22 protein-coding genes and 1 pseudogene are annotated in these 18,400 nt (G+C 40.1%); 17 read left to right on the top strand and 6 right to left on the bottom strand.

The window, feature by feature from the left end; all coding sequences use genetic code 11:
- Positions 1-4 precede the first annotated feature (4 nt).
- Complete coding sequence (gene aroE / locus CH377_RS00115; protein ID WP_100721835.1) at positions 5-871, bottom strand: shikimate dehydrogenase; 867 nt, start codon at positions 869-871, stop codon at positions 5-7.
- 67 nt (positions 872-938) lie between these two features.
- Between aroE and CH377_RS00110 the strand changes: the two genes are divergently transcribed.
- The gene (locus tag CH377_RS00110; RefSeq protein ID WP_024863917.1) at positions 939-1,331 is read left to right on the top strand and encodes a hypothetical protein; all 393 of its coding nucleotides are present in this window, start codon (positions 939-941) and stop codon (positions 1,329-1,331) included.
- A gap of 131 nt (positions 1,332-1,462) precedes the next feature.
- On the opposite strand, the gene CH377_RS00105 is transcribed toward CH377_RS00110, so the two are convergent.
- Together CH377_RS00105 and CH377_RS00100 are read right to left on the bottom strand one after the other, a co-directional pair.
- Positions 1,463-2,233 carry a glycosyltransferase family 2 protein gene (locus CH377_RS00105; RefSeq protein ID WP_165780437.1) on the bottom strand — a complete coding sequence of 257 codons (771 nt, stop codon included), beginning with the start codon at positions 2,231-2,233 and terminating at the stop codon, positions 1,463-1,465.
- Positions 2,230-2,922: an ATP-binding protein gene (locus CH377_RS00100; protein WP_100721833.1), complete on the bottom strand. Its 693-nt coding sequence runs from the start codon at positions 2,920-2,922 to the stop codon at positions 2,230-2,232. The genes CH377_RS00105 and CH377_RS00100 overlap by 4 nt, the downstream gene beginning before the upstream one ends.
- 26 nt (positions 2,923-2,948) lie before the next feature.
- On the opposite strand from CH377_RS00100, the gene CH377_RS00095 reads away from it, so the two are divergent.
- The 6 genes from CH377_RS00095 to CH377_RS00070 all read left to right on the top strand — a co-directional run bounded on the left by CH377_RS00095 (position 2,949) and on the right by CH377_RS00070 (position 9,315).
- Entirely contained in the window at positions 2,949-4,304 is a 1,356-nt protein-coding gene (locus CH377_RS00095; protein WP_100721832.1) for an amidohydrolase family protein, read from the top strand.
- The gene (locus CH377_RS00090) at positions 4,301-5,452 is read left to right on the top strand and encodes a S1 RNA-binding domain-containing protein (RefSeq protein WP_100721831.1); all 1,152 of its coding nucleotides are present in this window, start codon (positions 4,301-4,303) and stop codon (positions 5,450-5,452) included. The genes CH377_RS00095 and CH377_RS00090 overlap by 4 nt, the downstream gene beginning before the upstream one ends.
- The gene (locus tag CH377_RS00085) at positions 5,453-5,914 is read left to right on the top strand and encodes a tRNA (cytidine(34)-2'-O)-methyltransferase (RefSeq protein ID WP_100721830.1); all 462 of its coding nucleotides are present in this window, start codon (positions 5,453-5,455) and stop codon (positions 5,912-5,914) included.
- A 73-nt stretch (positions 5,915-5,987) separates the two neighbouring features.
- On the top strand, positions 5,988-6,653 hold the full coding sequence (locus tag CH377_RS00080) for an ATP-binding protein (RefSeq protein ID WP_100721829.1): 666 nt from the start codon (positions 5,988-5,990) through the stop codon (positions 6,651-6,653).
- A gap of 59 nt (positions 6,654-6,712) precedes the next feature.
- Positions 6,713-8,710 (top strand): excinuclease ABC subunit UvrB, encoded by a 1,998-nt coding sequence (gene uvrB, locus CH377_RS00075; protein WP_100721828.1) that lies wholly within the window; start codon positions 6,713-6,715, stop codon positions 8,708-8,710.
- Positions 8,707-9,315 carry a rhomboid family intramembrane serine protease gene (locus CH377_RS00070; RefSeq protein WP_100721827.1) on the top strand — a complete coding sequence of 203 codons (609 nt, stop codon included), beginning with the start codon at positions 8,707-8,709 and terminating at the stop codon, positions 9,313-9,315. The genes uvrB and CH377_RS00070 overlap by 4 nt, the downstream gene beginning before the upstream one ends.
- A gap of 22 nt (positions 9,316-9,337) precedes the next feature.
- Here CH377_RS00070 and cutA read toward each other — a convergent pair whose 3' ends face one another.
- Both cutA and CH377_RS00060 read right to left on the bottom strand, forming a co-directional pair.
- The gene (gene cutA / locus CH377_RS00065; protein ID WP_008593982.1) at positions 9,338-9,670 is read right to left on the bottom strand and encodes a divalent-cation tolerance protein CutA; all 333 of its coding nucleotides are present in this window, start codon (positions 9,668-9,670) and stop codon (positions 9,338-9,340) included.
- A 69-nt stretch (positions 9,671-9,739) separates the two neighbouring features.
- Positions 9,740-10,216, bottom strand: a complete 477-nt coding sequence (locus CH377_RS00060; protein ID WP_100722764.1) for an LIC_10730 family protein — start codon at positions 10,214-10,216, stop codon at positions 9,740-9,742.
- A 215-nt stretch (positions 10,217-10,431) separates the two neighbouring features.
- On the opposite strand from CH377_RS00060, the gene CH377_RS00055 reads away from it, so the two are divergent.
- The 6 genes from CH377_RS00055 to CH377_RS00030 all read left to right on the top strand — a co-directional run bounded on the left by CH377_RS00055 (position 10,432) and on the right by CH377_RS00030 (position 15,245).
- Complete coding sequence (locus CH377_RS00055) at positions 10,432-11,688, top strand: serine hydrolase domain-containing protein (RefSeq protein WP_100721826.1); 1,257 nt, start codon at positions 10,432-10,434, stop codon at positions 11,686-11,688.
- The gene (locus CH377_RS00050; protein WP_100721825.1) at positions 11,689-12,438 is read left to right on the top strand and encodes a type 1 glutamine amidotransferase domain-containing protein; all 750 of its coding nucleotides are present in this window, start codon (positions 11,689-11,691) and stop codon (positions 12,436-12,438) included.
- Between the two features lie 84 nt (positions 12,439-12,522).
- Positions 12,523-13,224 carry an HAD-IA family hydrolase gene (locus tag CH377_RS00045; RefSeq protein ID WP_100721824.1) on the top strand — a complete coding sequence of 234 codons (702 nt, stop codon included), beginning with the start codon at positions 12,523-12,525 and terminating at the stop codon, positions 13,222-13,224.
- Positions 13,225-13,278: 54 nt separating this feature from the next.
- The gene (locus CH377_RS00040; protein ID WP_100721823.1) at positions 13,279-13,824 is read left to right on the top strand and encodes an NADPH-dependent FMN reductase; all 546 of its coding nucleotides are present in this window, start codon (positions 13,279-13,281) and stop codon (positions 13,822-13,824) included.
- A 190-nt stretch (positions 13,825-14,014) separates the two neighbouring features.
- A complete protein-coding gene (locus tag CH377_RS00035; protein ID WP_100709186.1) occupies positions 14,015-14,650 on the top strand; it encodes a peroxiredoxin in 636 nt (211 codons plus the stop codon).
- Between the two features lie 211 nt (positions 14,651-14,861).
- Positions 14,862-15,245 carry an apolipoprotein A1/A4/E family protein gene (locus tag CH377_RS00030; protein WP_243401916.1) on the top strand — a complete coding sequence of 128 codons (384 nt, stop codon included), beginning with the start codon at positions 14,862-14,864 and terminating at the stop codon, positions 15,243-15,245.
- A gap of 15 nt (positions 15,246-15,260) precedes the next feature.
- Here the strand turns inward: CH377_RS00030 and CH377_RS00025 are convergent, their stop codons facing one another.
- Positions 15,261-15,956, bottom strand: a complete 696-nt coding sequence (locus tag CH377_RS00025; RefSeq protein WP_100721821.1) for a DJ-1/PfpI family protein — start codon at positions 15,954-15,956, stop codon at positions 15,261-15,263.
- A gap of 193 nt (positions 15,957-16,149) precedes the next feature.
- On the opposite strand from CH377_RS00025, the gene CH377_RS00020 reads away from it, so the two are divergent.
- The 4 genes and pseudogenes from CH377_RS00020 to CH377_RS19775 form a co-directional block, all read left to right on the top strand.
- On the top strand, positions 16,150-16,446 hold the full coding sequence (locus tag CH377_RS00020) for a helix-turn-helix domain-containing protein (protein WP_100721820.1): 297 nt from the start codon (positions 16,150-16,152) through the stop codon (positions 16,444-16,446).
- A gap of 108 nt (positions 16,447-16,554) precedes the next feature.
- Positions 16,555-17,559, top strand: a complete 1,005-nt coding sequence (locus CH377_RS00015) for a hypothetical protein (RefSeq protein ID WP_100721819.1) — start codon at positions 16,555-16,557, stop codon at positions 17,557-17,559.
- Positions 17,560-17,654: 95 nt separating this feature from the next.
- Positions 17,655-18,161, top strand: coding sequence for an ankyrin repeat domain-containing protein (locus CH377_RS00010; protein WP_100721818.1), 507 nt, complete (start codon positions 17,655-17,657; stop codon positions 18,159-18,161).
- Positions 18,162-18,208: 47 nt separating this feature from the next.
- Positions 18,209-18,400: pseudogene (locus CH377_RS19775) on the top strand (hypothetical protein); the annotation flags it as partial.

The following is an 18,400-nucleotide window of genomic DNA, read 5'->3' as shown; positions in this document are numbered from 1 at the left end:
TTTATCAGGCATATCCAAGTGCTTTAAGCAGTCTGGATCTTCCTTTTTCTATTAGGTTGGGGTTTAAACTTACGCCTGTGAATAATCTGAATTGTTCCACTGCTTGGTAAAGAAGCATTTCTGTACCTGGCACAACCTTTGCTCCCTTCTTCTTTGCTCCTAAAACCAAAGGAGTTTCCAAAGGGTTATAAACTATATCGAAAACGACTTGTCCTTCTTTAAAACAAGACTCCGGGATGGCAAGCCCAGGGTCTTTTCCTTTCATTCCAAGAGGAGTTGTATGAATGATGAGTGAATATTCTGAAAAATTCTTTTGTACTTCGTTTAAATCTGACGATTTGATCTTTGCAGATGAAATTTTAGAAAGTAATCCGATCAATTCTTCGGAAGTTTTCGAATTTCTTGCTGCAATAGTAAGATCATTTACTCCTGCTTCTTTCAATAACGTGAAAGAAATTCCGCGAGCACTTCCTCCACTTCCGATCAACAGTACTTTTCCTTTTAAACTTTCCGGAAAAGATTCTTGGATAGATCGGACTGCGCCTATTCCGTCCGTATTATACGCGCTAACCGATCCATTTTCAAAAACTAAAGTATTACTTGCTTTAACTGTTTGGGAAGCCTCATCCGTTTTGTCTGCGAGTTGAAATGCAGTTTCCTTATGAGGAATTGTGACTGACAAACCTCTAACTCCGAATTTGGACAAAGAAAGAAGTTCCTTTTTTTCCAAAGTTTCCACAGGAAAAACCAAATATCCGCAGTCCAGACTCAGGTCTTCATACCATGAGCTATGTAGTAAGGGTGATAAGGTATGTGATAGGGGGTGACCTACGATCCCGAAGTATTTTGAGCTGTCTCGAAAGATTTTCAATGGGTTCCGCTTCTTTTTTACTAAAATTCTCGACTTTATCCGAAAACCCGGAAAACCTGTAATGCAGATGGGAATCCTGGCCTCGCTCAACGATTTTCTCCCTTTACTCGGCACTCAACCCTTTTTAGTTTTAGCTTCTTCTTCGGGTTGGTGGACGACATTCACGGATATACTGTTTGTTCTGTCTATTAGTGGCGGTCTAGCCTGGTATTTTTATTATTATAAAAGAAAGGATCTTTTAGGTGGTTACTGGGTAGCGTTTTTAGTCGCTATTCTGGGATCTTTGATCATTCTTTCTATCTTTCAAGACCTGATCCGAGAAGTGGTGTATTGGTTAATCTCACCAAAGATCGGAATCTACCAGGTTGCAAATGTGAATTTGATCGCGGTAATTTTGGGCGGATACTCAATGCTCTATATCATGAACCGCATCAATCATAATAAAGAACGCAGAGATTAATTTACGGGCGACTCACTCGCTTTGCTCGTGAACGCGCTCTGCGCTTCAATCCGCTACGCGGGATTTCCGCTGCGATCGCTGTCGCGTTTGTATACGGAAACATTTCTTTAGAGAGTGTCAGGCTTTAGATATTACTTTTTCTTTTGTTTTTCCGCCAAAGTCATTTCGAATACTTTGGCATATTTTAGAAAATTATAATAGAAGCCCATAACTGCGAGGATCAGTCCTCTTCTTCCGTCCAAAAATCCTAGTCTTACAAAATACATCCAAAAGGATTTATATCCTGCTTCTAATAGAGCTAAGATTAAGCCGCTACGTTTTCCTTTTCCGAATTTTTCGGTGGCAGCAAGTTCTGAATACCTATTGATAAAGCTAACATGATCGAATAGGTTTTCGTAAGAATAATGGAATACCGGATGTTTTAACTTCTTTCTTTTTCCGGACAATTCCACTGCTTCATGGACCTTTCCGCCTACAAATTTGCCTTTGGATTTTTGGAAAAGTCTGGCCCTATAATTCGGATACCAGCCACCATGTCGGATCCATTTTCCCATATACATTGTAAGTCTTGGGATTATAAATCCGTCTTCTTCCGGTTCTCCAGTCTTGAATAAGTTTTTGATCTCTTCTTTTAGTCCTGGAGAAAGTTCTTCATCCGCATCCAGAGTAAGTATCCACGGATTTACGGCTAAAGAGATTACGTGATTCTTTTGGGAAACATAATCATCGAATTTCCGGAGAACTACTTTTGCTCCCTTCTTCTTTGCGATACTTTCCGTTTTATCCTTGGAACCGGAATCGAGTACAATGATCTCGTTTACGAAATCTAGAGAAGATAGACATCTTTCGATATTATCTTCTTCGTTTAATGTTATGATACAGGCTGAGATTGGTAACATCAAGCGCGGGAAAAATCCTGATCTCTTACGGATTTAAAATTAGACGATAGAGGAACTTCCAATCTGGCGATGGTTACGTCTTTGCGGATGATGATCCTGAAAAAAGAAGGATCGATTCCTTCTCCTTTTAGCATGATTAATATAAGTGCGAGTCCCAATCCCGCTCCTTCCGTATTGTCAGCGTTATCTAAATAGAATTGGGCAATGTCTCCGTACTGCATTCCTTTTTCTAATTTTTCGCGAAGGGATTTTTCTTCTTCTATAGTGACTGGAGTATTATTAGTGACTTCGACCCGAATTCCGTCCATAGAATAGTCGAATGTGATCAGACAGAAATATCCCTTCTTTTTGGATTTGTTTCCGTATTCTTCCGCCATACTTTCGGAGAATAATTGCTTATATTCGGAGACTCCTTTTTTGTACTGGATCGGATTTTCTATATCGTATCCTTTTTCCTCGAAGAAGATCCTTTTTTGATTTGCCTTGCAGGCGTTGATCGATAATTCTTTTACGATAGTGTAAATCGTTGGAACAAGGGTGGGATAAGTGACCTTATCCAAGATAAGCTCGATCGCTTGTTGGATATGTTCCTCGACCGATCTGGTGATTCGATGGGTCTTTAGAGAGAGGATTCTTCCGTCCTCCACCGTAAGCCGGATATTGTCTGATATATCCCGGATTTCCTGACCCATTAACCTTGAACTTTTCGGAACTCGATTTGTTTGTCAAGAGACTCATTCTAATAGCTTTAAAAAAGGTCCGTTCTAATTCGGTCCGAATTTTGCCGAAATTCTTCCCCTATGTTTTAGGGTACCTTCTATTTTCCGGGAACATCTATGCAGATTCCTGGTCTTGGAACGGGGCATATCTCATCCAACCCGAAACCTTGGAATATTCCGGGCCTTTCCAGATCCAAGTGAAAGACGGTTTGGTGGAGAAAATATCTTCTTCCCCCGCGTCTAAGGAACCTCTGTTCATTTTACCTGGATTCTGTGATTCTCATGTAACCTTGGGAGCAAATTCTCTAGGAGGTTGGAAAGAACGTTCAGAATTAGAATCCGATCTGAAACAATTTCTGCTACATGGGTTCACTCATATCCAAAGTATCGCAGATCCTCCCTGGGCTTCTGAACTTTCTGAGATCAGAAAAAAGAATTCTCAGTATCCTAAAATTTCTGTTCTTCCACCTGTTCTGCTCGCAGAGTCCAAAGAAATTTCTGACTCCAAAGTTTCAGGTTATAAAATCCTGAAATCACCTGAAGAAGCGATGTCTTCTCTTTCCGGTAAAAAAGGAAAGATCCATTTATTCTTAAGGCATAATGAAGGAGAAACTTTCGAAGTAGATGGAAAACTTCTCTATCGTATGAGAAGTGAAGCGGAGAAGAATGGATTAGAATTATCTGTCTCCACTTTCGGGGAAGAATTTGCAAATTGGGAAGCATTGTCTTCCGAAACGAAGGTGCTGTATCATCCTATTCCGGAAACTTCTTCTATTCGTCCCGTTGCTCATAATTTGGTGAAACAGATCTGGGCCCCTCTTTTCGGGATCTATTTTACTAGAAAAGGAATAGGAACTTCTTCCTTTGCAGAAGAATGGGAAAAATGGACCCAATGGAGTCCGACTTTTAAAGAAAGAGCGCTGTCTAAAGAAGTACTCTCAACCATGCCTGGACTTTCCGAATCGGAAAGAGAAGAAGCGGAGAAAGAATACGAATCCTATCTTGCTTTCTTGAGGGCTCGCAAGAATCTGACCCTAAGGATCTTACTCGGTTCGGGCGCGGGTCATCAATTACAGTTCCCTGGAATTTCCGGCTGGAAGGAACTGAGAATTTTATCCGAACTTCTGGGACCCAAAGAAGCATTGAGAGCGGCGACCGAAACCACCTGCCAATATTTGGGGGCGGCTCATGAGGGCAAGATCCGAGTGGGAAAACCGGCTCATCTTTTGATTTTTAGAGAAGACCCTCTCCAAAATTGGGATAAACTAAAAACATTAAGAACGGTCGTGACGGAGAGAGTGAAAACCGAGATCTCTTCTCCTGAAAAAAAGAAAACAGAGAGGCGGAGACGATGAAAGAAGATCAAAAAGAATTGTTTCAAAAATTACTGGACGAAAGTTTCAGAAAAAAAGCGGCCTTAGAGCCTGGAGCAAAAGTTTCTGCGTTAGTCACTAGTTCTAAATCTGATTACGTTTTTATAAAGGTTCAAGGAGCAGGCCTCTCTGGGATTATCGCTTCAGACGAATTTACAGAAGCTCTCCCTAAACAGGGAGAAACGATCGAAGCATATTTTTTACAGGAATCTTCCGGGGATCAATACTTTACCACTTGTTTGAACGGAGATACGATCTCCAAAGATATGGTATCAATAGCTCATACTGCTGAGATCCCGGTTTTAGGTCATATCATAAGCGAGAATGATGCCGGCGTTGAAGTCAAGTTAGGCGAACTGACGGGCTTCTGTCCGTTTTCCCAATTAGATCCTGAACTGAAAAAACAGAATAACGGAGTAGGCAAAAGGGTTCGTTTCCTCATTTCAGAAGTAGGGAATAAGGGAAAGATTATCGTTTCCCAAAAGAAAATCGCAGATAAGGAAAGAGAGGCAAAAATTTCAGTTCTAAAAGGGGAATTGAAACCTGGAATGTTCGTCACCTGCAAGGTTAAATCCGTCCATACTTTCGGATTAATTGTAGAAGCAGATGGACTTACAGCACTTGTTCCTGCATCCGAGGCAACTTTCAAAAAAGGAGCGGATCTTGCTAAAGATTTCCATCCTGGCCAAGTTCTGAGAGCAAAGGTTTTAAAATTAGATTGGGAAGAAGGAAAACATAGTTTTACTGTTAAGGATTTTCTAAAAGATCCTTGGGCCCAAAATGTTCCATTCAAAGAAGGTGATTTAGTTACCGGAACAGTAGAAAGTGTAAAACCTTTCGGAGTATTCGTAAAATTGAATGAACAATTCTCCGGACTGGTTCCTAATAGAGAAACCGGATTACAAAATCGTATACCGGCTGCCCAACATTTTAAGATGGGAGATTCCGTTTCTGCTTTTATAACAGAAGTGAATATAGGCAAAAGACAGATCTCTCTTTCCTTGGTGAAAGCAAAAGAAGTTCAGGAAAGATTGGATTATAGCGGCTATCTTTCTGAAGAAACTTCTTCTACTGGATCTTTCGGTGCGATTCTTGCAAAATCCTTAAACAAAGGGCAGAAAAAGGGATAAATGGCTCTCCGGATCGCATTGTATCGACCGGAGATACCTCCCAATACGGGAAATATCGCCCGACTATGCGTCGCCTTAGGAGCGGAGTTGCATATCGTAGGAGAACCTGCCTTCGAGTTGTCTGAAAAAGCAGCAAGAAGAGCAGGTTTAGATTATTGGGATAAACTAAAATTGATCCTTCACCCAAATTGGGAGGATTTCTCTAAATCTCTAGACACTGATTCCAACTTATATTTAATATCTACTAAAGGCGAAGTTTCTTATACTTCTCCTCAATACGGAGAGAATGACGTATTTTTATTCGGAAATGAAACATCAGGATTACCTCAGGAAATTTTTCAATCCGAGATCCCTAACGGAATCCTAAGAATTCCGATGGAAGAAGATTGTAGATGTTTAAATTTGAGTAACGCAGTCGCGGTAATCGCATACGAGGCATTACGCCAAATCCGTCGTTGGTGAATCGGAAACTGTCTTCCGAAAAAAATCGGATTTACACCCCTCGAAAAAACCAGTCCTATGGAAAAATATGGGAATGTCCTTTTCCCTAGGAGAGATAGAAGCCCGCATTAGGGAACTCCTAGCAAACGGTTTAACAGGTAATTCCCAGGATTTCCATGCGTGGATCCGGATGGACACTCTCCGAAAATTCAGAGAAGAGCCTTCCTTTTCGCCTGACTGGGTTCCAAAAATTCTAGATGAGCTTGTTACCTCCGGAGAAGCGGCAAAAAGTAAATTAGATCCCAGAGAATATACACTCTCTGCAGAATCTTCTCTCCGTAAAAAAACTTCTAAGAATGAAGAATACCTTCTTCTTGGCCGCACCGAATTTCAACCAATGCAATATGTTCGAAGCCGAATGGAATCTTTCCTGAGAGCTAACGGAATAGACGAGGACATGATCGTAGACCTTACTATCGGTTCCATCGAAGCTGTGGAGAATGCTGTCAAATACGGTGACGGCGGAAATGTAGAAGTCGCATATACAATCGAAAAAAGTGGAATTTTTAAGATCCGACTGGTGAACAACCTGAGAGAATTGAATATCGAAGAAGATATAGAAAGAGGAAAATTTTCTTCCACAGCCACTCTAATGAGGGGGATGATGGTAATGCAAAAATTATTCGATAAAATGGATCTGGAAATCTTAGAGGATAAGAGACAGGCCTTATTTATGGCCGAAAAAATCCTTCCGAAGTAAATTCCGCTGTTTTTTAAGTTTTACACTTCTTCGATTTTCGGGTCTTTCTTTCTAAGAGTATGTCTTCGATATTTAAAATTCATTCCAACTACAAAGCAGCCGGGGACCAAGTCCAGGCCATAGAAAAAATAGGCCAAGCATTCAATAAGGGAGAAGATAAGGTCACCTTAGTGGGTGTGACCGGCTCCGGAAAAACATTCACCATGGCCCAGGTCATTGCGAATATGGGACTTCCTACCTTGGTTCTGTCGCATAACAAAACTTTGGCGGCTCAGTTATTCCGAGAGTTTAAGGAATTTTTCCCCGAGAATGCAGTGGAGTATTTCGTTTCCTATTACGATTACTACCAACCAGAGGCATACGTACCTTCTTCGGATACTTTTATCGAAAAAGATATGTCAATGAACGAGGAGATAGATAAGCTCAGGCTTCGAGCTACTTCTTCTTTGTTAGAAAGAGACGATGTAGTGATCGTAAGTTCCGTCTCTTGCATTTACGGTTTAGGATCTCCGGAAGAATATGTGAACTCAGTCGTCGCATTACAAAAAGGGGATATTATAGATAGAGATCAGGTTATTCGCAAACTTCTGCATATACAATATAATCGTAATGATACCGATTTCTCTCGTGGGAATTTCAGAGTTAGAGGGGACTCTATCGAAGTTTATCCGGCGTACCATACGGATGGTTTCCGGATCGAATTTTTCGGAGACGAAGTGGATTCTATTTCCAGGATTCATCCGGTTACTGCCCAGGTAATCGCTAAACAGGAAAAATGTTTTATCTATCCTGCAAAACACTTCATCATGGCCGCCCCTATGATAAAGGATGCTGTCAAAAGAATCAAAGATGAGATGGCGGAACAAGAGATCAAGTTCACCAAAGAAAGTAAATTTTTAGAAGCACAACGTATTGTATCCAGAACGAATTACGATATGGAAATGCTGCAAGAAATGGGATATTGCAACGGGATCGAAAATTATTCCCGTCATCTAACGGGAAGGAAAGAAGGAGAAAGACCTGCTTGTTTGATCGATTATTTCCGTGGAGATTTTTTACTAATAGTGGATGAGTCTCATGTTACAATCCCTCAGGTGGGAGGAATGTTTGCGGGGGATAAAGCTCGTAAACAAACTCTGGTGGATTTTGGGTTCAGATTACCTTCTGCCCTAGATAACAGACCTTTAAACTTTACTGAATTTGAATCCTTAACTCCCAAAACCCTTTATGTATCTGCAACACCAGCGGATTATGAATTAGAAAAAAGTAAAACAAGAGTTGAACAGATCATCCGTCCTACTGGACTTTTAGATCCAAATGTAGAAGTTCGACCTACCAAAAATCAGGTGGAAGATCTTTTGGTTGAGATTCGAAAAAGGATAGACCTGGGAGAAAGAGTTATTGTTACCACATTAACCAAGAAGATGTCTGAAGATCTTTCAGATTATTATAAAGAATTAGGACTCAAAGTTTCTTATCTGCATTCAGAGGTAGAGACTTTAGAGAGAATAGAGATTATCCGAGATCTCAGAAAAGGGATCTATGATGTTTTAATAGGAATCAACCTTCTTCGAGAAGGTTTGGATATTCCAGAGGTTTCTCTTGTTGCCATTTTGGACGCGGACAAAGAAGGTTTTTTAAGAAATTATAAATCTTTAATACAGACAATCGGTAGGGCAGCGAGAAATATCAACGGAACTGCGATATTATACGCAGATAAAATGACTGATTCTATGACCAAAGCCATAGAAGAGACCAAAAGAAGAAGAACTATTCAGGAAGAACATAACCAGAAATATAGGATCTCTCCTCAAACGATCAAAAAGGAAATTGCCGATATGATCGAAAGAACGGAAAAAGAACTAGCTCCCGAAGAATATGCTGCAGAAGAGATAAACAAAAAGTTCAGAGAGAAAAACTTCTCTTCTAAAGAAGAAATGAAAGAGAAGATCAGGGAAGAAATGTTAAAAGCGGCCAAAGAATTGGATTTCGAAAGAGCGGCACTTCTCCGAGACAAAATGCTTTCTATCAAAGCGACTCCTACAGAGGAAAAATGAGATTAGACATTACACTTATCACTATTATAGTCACAGGAGCTATAACCCTTTATACATTGTATGTGGATCAGAATCTTTTAGATAAATTGATCCTGAGACCTTTCAGGGATTCTAAAGAAGGAAACTATTATACATTAGCTACTAGCGGATTTGTTCACGCGGATTTTACCCATTTATTATTTAATATGCTGACCCTTTATTTTTTCGGAAGGCATGTGGATATGGTGCTCGGGCCTTTAGGATTTATGGGATTGTACTTAGCGAGTATCCTAATCGCAAATCTGGTATCTTTTCAGAAAAATAAAACGGATGAGAATTATGCAAGTTTAGGTGCTTCGGGTGGGACTTCCGGGATCGTATTTGCTTCTATCTTATTCTATCCTTATTCTAAAATTTTCTTTTTCTTTATTCCGATCCCTATACCTGGGCCTTTATATGCGATATTATATTTGGCGTATTCTTATTATGCTTCTAAGAACAGGCAGGATGGGATCAATCACGATGCTCACTTTTACGGTGCGCTCACCGGGCTTGCGGTTGCAATCTTAGTACAACCGCTTTCATTGATTGCGTTTGTCCAATACGTGCTGGGTGCGTTTATATAACTTTTCTAAAATGCGAAAGTGTTTAGCCTCCTTTCGCGATTTTGTCCTTTATAAAAGCCTTAAACTTATCTGAACCGAAACTAACATCCATTTTGATGATCTCAGGAGCGAGATAAGGATGTTTTTTCATAATATATTCTTCGATCGCTGCATATTTATCCGCTTTTGCTTTTAGGAGAATTTTGTTTTCAGAATCGATTGTGAGTTTTCCTTCCCATTGATATAAAAGAGCCACTTCAGGGAAAATGGTTCCGCTCACGATGATTCCAAGCTGGAGCATTTCTGCGATATACTCTTCTGCTAAGTCGCGATCCGCCAGAGTAGTGAAGACTAAAATTTCTTGAGATGAAGACATGGTTCCTCCGAGAAAAAGGAGGATAAGAAGTATTCATTCTTTGTCCAGTCTTTCTTTGGAAAGATCGGATTAGTATCTGGGAGCGTTCGGATCCGAATAATTTCCTTTGCCTGAATTTGGCATGGAACCTCTGGAGCTAGAAGGAGTGTAATCGTCACAAAGATTGCCGCATCTTGCTATACAATCTTCTCTCTTACGATCCACGGTGACTGCAGTAAAAACAGTCTCTACCTTAGGGATTGGGTATTGGGTCCAACATTGGCTCTTGCAGTTTCCATATTTGGCGGCACAATTCCGAGCAGTGTTCTGATCGGAACCTGCGGAGATCATCATATCGAAAAGTTCCTGCTCTTCTCTGGTTTTGAATTCGCCCTTTTTGCCTCTTTTGGACAACTCCTGTTTACTCAGGTTGGCATTTTCGGCTTCCGGAAAATCATCCACGGAAGCTTTTCCTTTAACCTTTCCAGATTCGTTGGAACTCCAATCTACTGCGAAAAAGCAGTTTAGAATAAAGAAGGAGAGCAATATTCCGAATTTAATTTTCATCAGATTTCTAAAAACTAAACCTTTGGGATTAGAATTAACCAAATATTTTCGTCGTTTAACAAATAAATACATAATTTTTGCGCTCTTTTACATTGAAATCGGTTGGAAAAAAATTTCCAAACAAGGTCTCAATAGTATTGAATGTAGGATAACCTACATTAGAGTATGTCTAAGTAGTACTTAAGACCTAAGAAATCGATTGGAGGGTCTTTTTAGTGAGTAGTTTTTTTACAAGTACATCAGTAAAACGTTTCTTTCTTCTCTCCTTACTTATTCTTTTTATTTCTAATTGTAGCGCCCTGGACTGGGGTTGGGTAAGACTTCCTTCCGGGCTTGCTTGGGACCAAAACGAAACTTTAGATAGGAACCCTGTAGAAGGTTTCCGAGTGGAATTTCCGGAAGAATTGGGCCTGGATTCCAGACCCTTGTTGGAATTTTCTAGAAAGCTCAGAAAAGAAAAAACAGAGGTCCGCTCTCTTCTTATCTTAAAAGAAGGTAACTTGGTATTCGAAAGATATGCCGGTGGGATCTCGCGAAATCATAACCATAATATGTATTCTGTGACCAAATCAGTGGTCTCAATGTTATTAGGGATTTGTTATACGAATGATTGTGGAGTGGATTTGGAAGACAGTCTTTCTACTGCTGAGTCCAGTTTACCCGGTCTTCTTCCTTCCGAATTAAAAGGAAAAGAATCGATCAGACTTAAAGACGCATTACGTATGAGTTCCGGAATGGGCTGGGATTCATTTTCCAAAAAAGAAGATATTAGGACAGACGCAGACCCACTTGCAATAGCCTGGACCCCAGCAGTATCTTCCGCGCCTGGAACTAAATTCGAATATTCTAATGGAGATACTCAATTAGTTGCGGGCTATTTGGAAGCTAAGACAGGCAAGACATTATACGAATACTCTAAGGATACCGCATTCTCCTGGTTAGGTTTTAAGGGAGAAGAATGGAATACATCCAAATCAGGTAGACAGACCGCAGGTTTCGGACTTCGCCTAAGACCTATTGATATGGCAAAGTTAGGACAACTTTATCTAGATGGAGGAAAATGGTATGGCCGCCAGGTATTAAAACCTGAATGGATCGCCATGACCTTAGAACCTGGAATAGAAAAAAGATACGGACTTCAATTCTGGATCCATGAATTCGAAGGAAAACCTAGCTTCATGGCGAATGGAAAAGGTGGTCAGTTCATCTATGTAATCCCTCATCGTAAGATCGTTTTAGTGATGACCAGTGCGATCTGGGACAAGGCACCTGACTTAGTCTTAACTTCTGCTTTGGATGCGATCAAGGCATCTTTGGTATCTACTGATAAAATCCCTTCTCCAGATAGGGAAGAAGCGCTTATAAAAGAGTTAAAAATATCTGCTAGAACTTCTTTGGACCCTAAGCTTAAAGAAGGGGCAGATGAAACAAGGATTGCAGCGGAACCAGGGATGAAACAAAATCATCCTTAAATGAAGACTGTTCTAATCCCAATCCCTCAAATCGATTTCGATCCTACAGAAGTATCCGTTCCTTGGAAGGTTTTAAAAGAGAACGGATACAAGATCATATTTGCAACTCCAAGCGGAACCTCTGGAGAAGCTGATTTCAGAATGGTAACTGGAAAAGGTTTGGGAATTCTTTCTCCAGTTCTAAGAGCGAAGAATGATGATGTTCTTCTTTACAGAGAATTAGAAAAATCGAATGAGTTTTTAAATCCTAAAAAGTACGAGTCTGTCAAATTAGACTCTTTTGATGTTCTACTTCTTCCAGGAGGACATGCAAAAGGAATGAGAGTCTATTTGGAATCGGATTCTTTGCAGATATTAGTGGGCAATACATTCGCAGAAGGAAAACCTGTGGCCGCAATTTGTCATGGGGTGCTTCTCGCAGCAAGATCCAAAAATCCAAAAACAAAAAAGTCCAGCTTATTTGGACTGAAGACTACAGGACTTTTGAAATCCCAGGAACTTCTGGCCTGGAATTTAACTCGGGCCTGGCTCGGAGATTATTATAGAACTTATCCTACACCTTTGCAGGACGAGGTGATTTCCTTTCTGGAATCCAGCACGGATTTCCAAGAAGGGCCTATGCCTGTTGCAAGAGATAGTTTCGCTAATATTAAACCAGGGTTCAGTGTTTTAGATAAGTCTTATCTTTCCGCAAGATGGCCTGGAGATGCACATAAGTTTGCACGTGAGCTCCCCGAATTCTTCGGATAGTTCAGGTTTTTGATTTTCCTTTAGCATAGTCTATGCATATTGACTATAGAGAGTTCTGATCATAGACTCTTTGCTGATAACTAAATGAGCCCCAAAGAACATTACATTTTTCTGGATGTGGGAGATACTCTCCTTACAATGAAAAAGCCTGCAGGGGAAGTGTATTTTGAAGTTCTGAAAGAATTTGGACTGGATGGTTCCAATCATCCAAACGGTTACATGGAAAGGGCCTTTCGGAAGGCATATGCCCACATGACGCGCCATCCACTTCCTGACTTCAGAGACAAGTTCCATGCTCATACGGATGGAAGTGAAGGCTGGTGGCGAGAATTGCTCGGCTTCTTCTTAAAAGAAATAGGATCGGACCTGGAACCAGATCCTATTTTCCAATCTATATTCAAACGTTTTGATGAACCTTCCGTCTGGGAAATAGATCCAGGCTTTTATGAGTTAGTAGAATTTGCGAAACAAAGAGGTTCCGGTTTAGGGATCATTTCTAATTGGGATCATAGACTTAAACAATTATTGGCGAGTGTAGGAGTTCTTGATTATTTTTATCCAGTCATTGTTTCTGCAGAATTCGGATACGAAAAACCTTCCCCCTTGATCTTCCAAGAAGCGGAGAAGTTAGCGGGACTTTCTCCAGATAAACTGATCTATTGCGGTGATAAAGTGGAGTTGGATATTGTGCCTACGAGGTCCAGAGGATGGACTGCATTTCACAAACATGTAGAAGGAGATATCAGAGATTTGGGAGAGCTGACCGCCATACTAAAAAAAGTGTAGTTGATTCCCTTTCGAATTCTTTTCTTCTTCCAAACAAGTCTAACCGAATACACAATGAAAGTACTCGCCGTTTCCGGAAGTTTAAGAAAAGGTTCTTCCAACACAGCCCTATTACTCGCAGCCCAAAGGATCTCAAATGATTCTTTGCAAATCACTCTCGCAGATCCGATAGATCGGATCCCTCACTTTAATCCTGACTTAGATACGGATTCTCCTCCTAAGGAAGTTATAGAATGGAGAAGAGAACTCAAAGAAGCGGATGCCATTCTTTTTTCTAGCCCTGAATATGCGTTTGCGATCCCTGGTGTTTTGAAGAATGCACTGGATTGGATCGTGTCAAGTGCGGAACTTTATGGAAAACCGGTTGGGTTAATCAATGCATCTCCAGGTTACGGAGGAGCTTCCAAGGCACAGGAAGCTTTTTTACATTTATTGAATGTACTCACAGTGAAAATAAACGATGATTGTGTCCTAAGTATTCCTTCAGTGAATAAGAAAGTGGACCCGGAAGGAAATATCATGGATAAGCAAACGGAGAAGGAACTCAAAAGTTGCTTAGAAAGTCTGGAACGTCTGATCCGAGATTCTAAACTTTCCTGATGCATCAAGAATTGGTCAGGTGTAAATCCCCCTAAAAGGATATAAAATCGTTAGAAAATGAGAGAAAATCTCATAAAAATCTGTTTTATTGTTATAAATCTTATATTTTAAATAAATATTCTGCTATAGTGAATAAAATTCTTGCAATATCCAGTTCAATCGGGCATAACTGAAATCAGGAGTATCGACTATGGCACTTAGATTAGGCGATGTGGCCCCGGATTTCCAGGCAGAAACTTCCGATGGACCGATAGAATTTCATAAATATTTGGGAGAAGGTTGGGGAATCTTATTCTCTCACCCGAAAGATTACACTCCCGTTTGCACCACAGAACTTGGTTACGTTGCGAAAATTAAACCTGAATTTGAAAAGAGAAATGTTAAGGTGCTCGCGTTATCCGTGGATCCGGTAGACTCACATAAAGGTTGGATCGGAGATATCAACGAGACACAGAACACCACTGTAAACTATCCTATCATTGCGGATGCGGACAAAAAAGTTTCTGGTCTTTATGATATGATCCATCCGAATGCGAGCGAGACTACAACAGTTCGTTCCGTATTCGTGATCGGTCCTGATAAAAAGGTGAAACTAACTTTGACTTATCCAGCATCTACTGGAAGGAACTTCGATGAACTTTTGAGAGTGATTGATTCTCTCCAATTGACTGCGAATTACAGTGTTGCTACACCTGCAAACTGGAAACATGGAGAGGATGTGATCATTGTTCCTTCTGTTTCTGATGAGGATGCTGAGAAAAAATTTCCGAAAGGTTTTAAGAAGATTAAACCTTATCTGAGATATACTCCTCAGCCGAATAAGTAAGTAAGAAACATATTCAAGTTTCAGAAAGGAGTCTTCGGGCTCCTTTTTTATTATATTCTATTTTTATAAAGGTTCTTTGGAATATTGATTCCGGGATAAATCTTTCTGATAAAAAGTACGAGCGGAAATCATTATTCCGGACCCGAGCCTCAATAACGGGGAAATTCGATTTACACGCTTCTCCGTAAGGAGCATAATTATGGCAATGCCTATGTTTCGCAGAATACCGCGAAAATTGGAAGAAGTATTGGGTGACCAAGGCGCGAACGAATTTCTGGATTTTATCAATGATTCTTTCGCAGCCAATAAGGAGAATATAGTGGAACTCGTTTCGGATAGATTTGAGAAAAGACTTTCGGAAGAAATAAACGTGTTTCGTTCTGAAATCAAAGCAGAGATGGCTGACCTACGGGCGGAAGTCAAAGAGGATATTGCAAATCTGAGAGCAGAATTAAAGGAGGATTTAGCTGAGATCCGAATAGAAATGAAAACAGAATTTGCAGAGATTTATAAACTCATAGCCGCTCAGACGAGATGGATGTTGGGTGCGATCGTAGCTTTGACCGGAATTTTTTCGATTATAGTCAAAATGTAAATTCAGTTAAGAGTTTTAAGATTTGGAAAGCCTTGCAATAGACCTAACCGCGATTTCTTTTCTAAGATCTTGACCCTTTTTCTTAGAGGTCATAGTTTCTGAAACCAGATCTGGTTTCGCTGTTTTAGGATGACCGCTTAAAAAAGGAGGTTCTGGATTGTATTCGATCATAAGTTGGATTTCTTCTGCCGCTTTTCGCCCTTGGATCTCCGCTACAACTTGGAGTGCAAAATCGATCCCAGCGGTGACTCCTCCTCCGGTAATTCGATCTCTATCAATGATTACTCTATCTTCTTTCACATCGATTCCCGGAAAAAGTTTTAGAACATCTAAGGAGAGCCAATGTGTGGTCGCTTTGTATCCGTTCAATAAACCGGCAGCTGCCAAAACTAAAGAACCAGTGCATACAGAACTAATGTATTTGGAGGTTTTCGATTTTTCTTTCAACCAGCCGAGGATTTTTTCGTTTTCCATAAGCCGATTTACACCAAGTCCACCTGGAACTAAAACCAAATCCAAATCTAGATTTTCATCCAGAGTTCTATCAGGAAGAATGAATAGTCCTCTTTCGGAAGGAATTGGTTCTTTGGTTTCTGCAATTACATAAACTTTGGAATTTTTCATTCTGGAAAATACTTCGTAAGGACCTACAAAATCCAGTGGAGTTAGATCCGGAAAAATAAGTAATCCGATATTGAACGGTTCTTGCATAGATATATGGGATATGACTCGGAGAAGTCTTCAAGCCGAATTCGAAGGAAAATTTTAGACGAGTTGCAATGAGTTATTTTTTAGAAAATTCAAATCATGGAGAAAATATGGTGTTGATAAAAATCAATTAGACCACCCCGTTTGAATATCCTAATTTGGTATATTCCGAATTGGGAAGTAGAATTAGCTTTGCTTGGCTAAAACAATCTACACCGAAGAATATAAAATTTTCCAAAAGTTGCTCAAGAAAGCACGGGAAGACGCAGGCCTAACTCAAGTGGATGTTGCCGAAGCGCTTAAAACACCTCAATCTTTCATTTCTAAAATCGAAGCGGGAGACAGAAGGATAGACGTCATTGAGTTCTGGAACCTGGCAAAATTATACAAAAAGCCAGTGGACTTCTTCTTCAAGTTTGATGATAAAGCAGAACTTAAATCCAAGAAGAAGTCTCTCAAAGCCGCTAGTTCTACCAAAAGAAAGTCCAAATAATATTTCCTTCCGACCCGTTTGACTTCCAAGCAAATATCTTTCTTGGAAAAGAATAGCCAAGAAGCATAGTCCTTCTAAAAAATACCGTGCCTTTAGGCAAAAAGCTAAATGAAACCGAATCGAATTGAACGTTCTTGGATTTACTGGATTGTGCTGATCTTAACTGCATTTCTTTCCTTTTGGGTGGGGAGACTTGGTTTAGAAAATGTGGAAATACCTTTTTCGGATATTGGTCCTAAAACTGAAGGTATAGCCGATTCTCATTATTTTGCCAGGCCAAGATTAATTCTTAAAAACGTTCGGTTTTATTGGCAGAAGGATATTTTCGTGGAGGCGAATCGTCTTTCTTTGGAAGCAATTCCTAAAAACGGAGAAATTCTTCCTTTTGACCGGCCTGAACTTTTTACTCTCAAAATCCTAAACGGTAATATTAAGATCTCTTCTGAGAGTTTGGAAAAACTGTTGAATGGAAAATTATTTTCTTTTCCCGAATCCACTCTTCGCAAAATGAAACTTCGTCCAATTTTTCATAATGGCACTTGGAAACTTAAAATTTCGGGAGAGGTCAAATTTGTAGTTTGGGTTTCCTTTGAAGGAATTGCAACTGTCAAGATCGATCCCGAATCCGGCAGGATCCTGGTAGAGAATGAGACCGTTCGAGCATTATTAAATCCTTATACAAAAGAACTTTTAAATACTGTTGGCGTATCTATCGAGGACCTAGTCCGTTTTCCCAAAGGGAAGGGTTTAATCTTTTCTGGAAACAAAGTGTTTTTCGAACCTTTTTCCGTTTTCCCCGATCCCGAAGTGGAAGGTAGGATTAAAGAGCTCAAATTGGATGAGAATGGCCTAAGCATCGAATTCATTTCGGAACAAGAGGTTCCATCTCCCAAAACAAATTCCAAAAATTATATTTATGTTACTGGTGGAAAATTACTCTTTGGAGGGATTCAAGTTCACCAGGGCAGGGTCTTACTACAAGACAGGGAAGAATCCTCCCTGTTCGAGTTCTGTTTTTCAGAATATAAAAAGGCATTGTCTCTCTCCAATGTAAAAATGGAGGAAGACGGACGTATCCTTATATCTATGCCTGATTCTCCTCCTCTTAATTAACTCTTTTATAAATAAAATATTTCCAATTTCGTAAAAATTTAAAAATCTCGGAACGTTCTTCTTCGAACTCGGTCCTCTTGTTGAAGAGGACACTTATGAATCTTTTCACTTCCAAATTCACCTTTCTTCCTTTTTACGTTAGGAATGCTTTGCTTCTTCTGGCGATTTTTCTAACGAATTGTATTTCTCCTCAATATATAGGTGGAGGAGGAAGCCCCTATCCTTCTGACTTTGTTTATAAAGGGGATCTGTTCGGTTTACAAAATTGTCTGAGATCCGGTTATTCCGTGGATACAAGAGATCCATTCACTAGGAATTTTACTCCTTTGATGATAGCGGCCAGAGAAGGAGAAGTAGAGATTGCAGAATTTTTAGTCAGAAGTGGTGCAGACATTAACGCCAAAACCAGAGATGGGCACACTGCTCTCATGATGGCCGTTTATAATCGGAATTTGGATATTGTAAAACTTCTTCTGAAGAGCGGTGCGAATGTACATACCAAAAGTAAACAAGGGCATACCGCATTTTCAGAAGCTAGTTTAGAAGAATCCATACAAATCAAGGAAATACTTCTTCCTTATGAGATTGGTCCAAAAAGATGAAATCGGCGTTTCAGATCGTTCTGGTTCTTCTCTTTTTGGAATCTTGTATGAACGATGATCGCTGTACGAGGGATTGTGATAAAAACTTTTCCATCTGCCTATTAGTTGCAACGGAAGAGAATTCTTTAGGGATCGGAGTTGTTTGTAAAATGCTCTGCGATAATTGCAAATCGGGCTGCCACACCGTAACTTCTTCTTCTGGAGGAAGAAGCTCTAGTACTTCCAGAGGAGGTTCTGGC

Origin of the sequence: Leptospira haakeii (genome assembly GCF_002812045.1) — a bacterium.
Lineage (GTDB): Bacteria > Spirochaetota > Leptospiria > Leptospirales > Leptospiraceae > Leptospira_B > Leptospira_B haakeii.
This window is presented reverse-complemented; position numbering and strand designations above follow the sequence as displayed.